The 4,229-nt window shown below is 42.0% G+C and carries 1 protein-coding gene; it reads right to left on the bottom strand.

Features of this window, described 5'->3' with window-relative positions:
- On the bottom strand, positions 1–4,229 hold a 4,229-nt coding region (locus QUB30_RS32975; RefSeq protein WP_333342446.1), incomplete at both ends, for an AAA family ATPase.

The raw sequence follows: 4,229 nt of genomic DNA, 5'->3' as shown, positions 1-4,229 counted from the left end.
ATCTTGGTGTCTCCTTTAATTTCGAGCGAATGTTTGCTATTTCTCAATTTTGGTTTTAATTGGATTAAAATTTCATCGAGATAATCTCTTACCCCGAAAGTTCGTCGTTCTTCGCTCGAGCGATCGACTGCCACTTCTTTAAAGCTCTGAATCAATGCTGCTGCCTGATTTAGATTAGTGAGAAGGGCGTTGCTGCTAGTGGTGGCTATATCCAAAAATTCTTCGAGTTCCGAGCGTTTCATTTTGCCACTGTTATAAGTAGAAGCAAATTCTGTGGTATGTTCTGCTAAAGCTGACGCAACGGTGACACCTACGCCGATGGGAGTATTAATTTCGTGGGCGACGCCTGCAACTAATCCTCCCAGGGATGCCATTTTTTCGGCTTCGACTAGCTTACTTTGAGTAGCTTTTAAGTTATCTAAGGCGTTGGATAATTCGTGGGTGCGATCGCTCACTAATTGCTCTAAGTTTTGATTGAACTCCTGCAAGTTATTGTAGAGTTGGGCATTTTCAATGGAAATGGCTATTTGGGCCGATAACAATTTTAGCAGCTCCAGCCTATCTGTAGTGAAAGCTCCTTCTGTGAGGTTATTTTCTAGGTAAAGAATGCCTGTCAGTTTGCCTTGGTGCAGCAGAGGAGTGCAGAGAATCGATTTCGGTTGAGTGGCTGCAATGTAAGGATCGCGGGTAAATTGTCCCTCTTGGGCGGCGTTATTTAAAACCACGTTTTCCTGGGTGCGGATGACGTAGTGGGCGATCGCGCTTGCGAGTTTGGGTATTTCCCCAGAAGCTGCTTCTGCATTGAGGGGAAGCGAACGCAGCACGCTAACTTCATCCTCCTTCACCGAACCTTCAGCCTCAATCGCCCAGTTTCCTGCTTTTTCTAAAATTAAAAATCCTTTTTGGGCGCCTGCATTTTCGATGGCAATTTTCATCAATCTTTCTAGTAGCTTACTCAAAACTATTTCACCTGAAATTGCTTGAGAAGCTTTCATTACTGTGGCTAAATCTAGCGTCTCTCCCAAATTGGTGCTAGTGCTATTAGGCGCATTGGTTGTTGTGTTAACGTTCGTTTGAGTTGTTGTCTTGGCCGAGGTTCTAGCTAGGAATTGGGGGTATTTTTCTTCTAAATGCTTAACTTTAGCTACAGCGCCCCAAGCTTGGTAGCTATAATGAGCGTTTTGCATATAAACTTGGGCGATCGTTTCTTTGCCCCATGACAAGTAAAATTTGGCTGCCAGTTCGTGAGCGAGTGCTTCTTCGTTGATATACTGGTTTTCTTTAGCCAGAGCGATCGCTTTCTCGTACATTTCCATTGCCTCGATTTTTCCCCCTAAAACCCGATACCGTTCTGCCTCTACTAGATAGAATTTGTGCAAATAATTCATTGGGCCATGATGCGCCCATTTCTGCATTTTCTCTTGATTAGCTTGTACTCTGTCAAGAATGCCCTGTTGCTCTGACTGTGGAGTATCAGAATACACGGCCAACCGCACCAAAGAATCGTAAAAATGGAAGATAGGAATAACGGGCAATCCTACCATTGCATCTAAACACTTCTCTGCTAGAGCAGTATTTTCAATGCCTTCTGAGTAATTTTCAAACAAATAACAAAGGTAAATTTTGTTCAAATATATGTATGCAACTGCCGATTTGTCCTTTGCCTGCTGGTATAATGGCAACTTCAGCTCCTCATCACAGGCTTCACCCTTCAGAATGCAAGGTTTTTCGCTTTTTCCCAACAAATTTAATATAGCTTGCCAATTTATTTCTATGTAATTAAGCGCTATTTCTTGCTTGACATTATAAATAGCATCTCTGTTAATTGCTATCCCTCTGTCCAGCAGAGTCAGTTCTTGGCCACTATAGTAAGCTGCACAGGAGGAATGTATTAGACTAAAGCCTGCATATTCTAAATCTCCTGTCTCTATTCCGCTAGAGTAAGCAGACACTAAAGGCTCGCACGTTTCTCTCAGATGCTCTTTCCAATGTCGGGTAAATATATTTACATGGACAAATGTCTTGGCTTTGATTTCTTGAGCATTCAACTTTGACAATAGACTTAAAGCTAATTGACCGAACTGATAACCCGAATCAATATCCTCCACAATTCCACAAAGAAGAAAACCATAATTGGCATAAGCAAAGGGAGAAAGAGAAGCATTACCATATTGGACGGATAAATCTACTTGTTTGCACACCGTCAAGAGCAACAGTTGTGGAGCAGCAATGTATGCAGGAGCAAAGATACTTGATATAAGTCTCATAGCTGCTAGTTTATAGGGATCTGTCATTTGAGGCAGGTCACTTAAATCCTCAATTCGCTTCCCCTTCAAAATTGCCGCCGTTTCCCCCAGTGCTTGCCCAATATCTGACGGGTTTGGCTGAGAGGGAAACTCCACCCCTAACAGCTTTAAAACTTCTAACCCTGTATTAACGGCTTCTAGTAGCTTTTTCTGCGACACGGAAGCTTGAATCTGGACTTCATAGACTTTTATTTTTTCCAATAGGTTTTTGGCACAGTTTTGCACGACCTCAGCTAATTTCTGCATCCGGTCAAAGTCACCACTCAGAAATGCTGCCTCTGCTGCTTCGGTATGTAGTGCTAATGTCAGTTCGTACTGATGAGTCCAGCTAGAATTTGCTAGCAGTCCCAAACCAGCTTGCAAATATTGGGTAGCCGCAGCATGAGCCGTTGCTGCTTTAGCTTTTTGACCTGCGGTTAAATTAAGTTTTGCAATTTCAGTTCGTTCGGATTCATCACTAATGAGTTCAATTCCCAGATTCAAATGATCGACGATCGCAAATATATCTTCCGCTCGTTGCTCTGGCGAGGTATTTTGCCACAGCAGGCGACCGATTTGTAAGTGAACTGTTTTTTTAGAACTTTCCTCAATCAGAGCATAAGCTGCTTGTTGCACGCGATCGTGCAAAAACTTATAAGTAGTAATGACGAGATGAGACTGAACGATTTCTTCTTCTGTTACGCCGAGTTCAGAAGTGGCTAAAATTAGTCCATTTTGAATGGCTGGCAATAGCTTTTGAAAGGTTTCAGCGGGAGATTTTTCATGAACAACAGACAGAGTATTTAAGTCAAAACTATTGCCAACGCAAGCTGCTAATTGTAAAATTTTTTGAGTTGAATCGGGCATCTTTCTCAATTTTGCGACCATCAACTCAACAACGTTATCGGTAATCCCTACGGCTTCAATTTCTGAAATATTCCAATCCCAGTTTCTTTGCTCAGAATTAAAATTCAGGAGGTTTTCTTCATAGAGAGTTCTCAGAAACTGATTGACAAAAAAAGGATTGCCTTGAGTTTTACCGACGACTAACTCAGCTAGGGGCATGACTGCGCCTCTATCCCTACGCACAGTATCAGCAATCAAGTTAGCAATATGTCCGATATCTAAGGGAGTTAAGGTAATTTGGTTAATAGTAGCCTCTTGCTTTTGCAGCCCCTCCAAAGTCATTATCAGGGGATGTGTGGGGATCACTTCGTTATCTCGATAAGCACCCATTAGAAATAAATATTTTGTTTCCTCATCTGCCATCATTACTTGCAGCAGTTTTAGAGTAGCGGAGTCAGCCCATTGCAAATCGTCCAGAAAAATGACTAAGGGATGCTCCACAGAGCCAAAGATCCGGATGAATTTTTGAAAGACTAAATTAAAACGGTTTTGCGCTTCTGTAGCCCCTAATTCTTGGACGGGTGGCTGTTTGCCAACGATGAGTTCTATGTCGGGAATGACATCTATAATTATTTGACCGTTACCACCAAAAGCCACTAAAAGTTTTTCTTTCCAGCTATTGAGTTGGATTTCGCTTTCAGTTAACAGTTGCTTGACTAAGGACCCAAAAGCTTTAACGATCGCTGAGTAAGGAATATTGCGTTGAAATTGGTCGAATTTCCCGGCAATAAAATAACCGTTTGCCTTAGTAATCGGTTGATAAACTTCTTGCACTAAGGCTGATTTGCCAATGCCCGAGTAACCCGACACTAACATAATTTCTGTTGTGCCATTGCTAACGCGCTCGAAGGCGGCTAATAAGGTTTCTATTTCTCGTTCTCTACCATAAAGTTTTTGAGGGATTTGAAACTTATCTGTAAGATCTTTTTGGGCGAGATCAAAATCTACAATCGTTCCTTTTGCCTGTAGTTGTTCCAGGCATTCTTCTAAATCTGCGATGATTCCCCAAGCACTTTGGTATCTTTTTTCAGCCGTTTT

The organism is Microcoleus sp. BROC3 (assembly GCF_036702515.1).
Classification (GTDB): Bacteria; Cyanobacteriota; Cyanobacteriia; order Cyanobacteriales; family Microcoleaceae; genus Microcoleus.
This window is presented reverse-complemented; position numbering and strand designations above follow the sequence as displayed.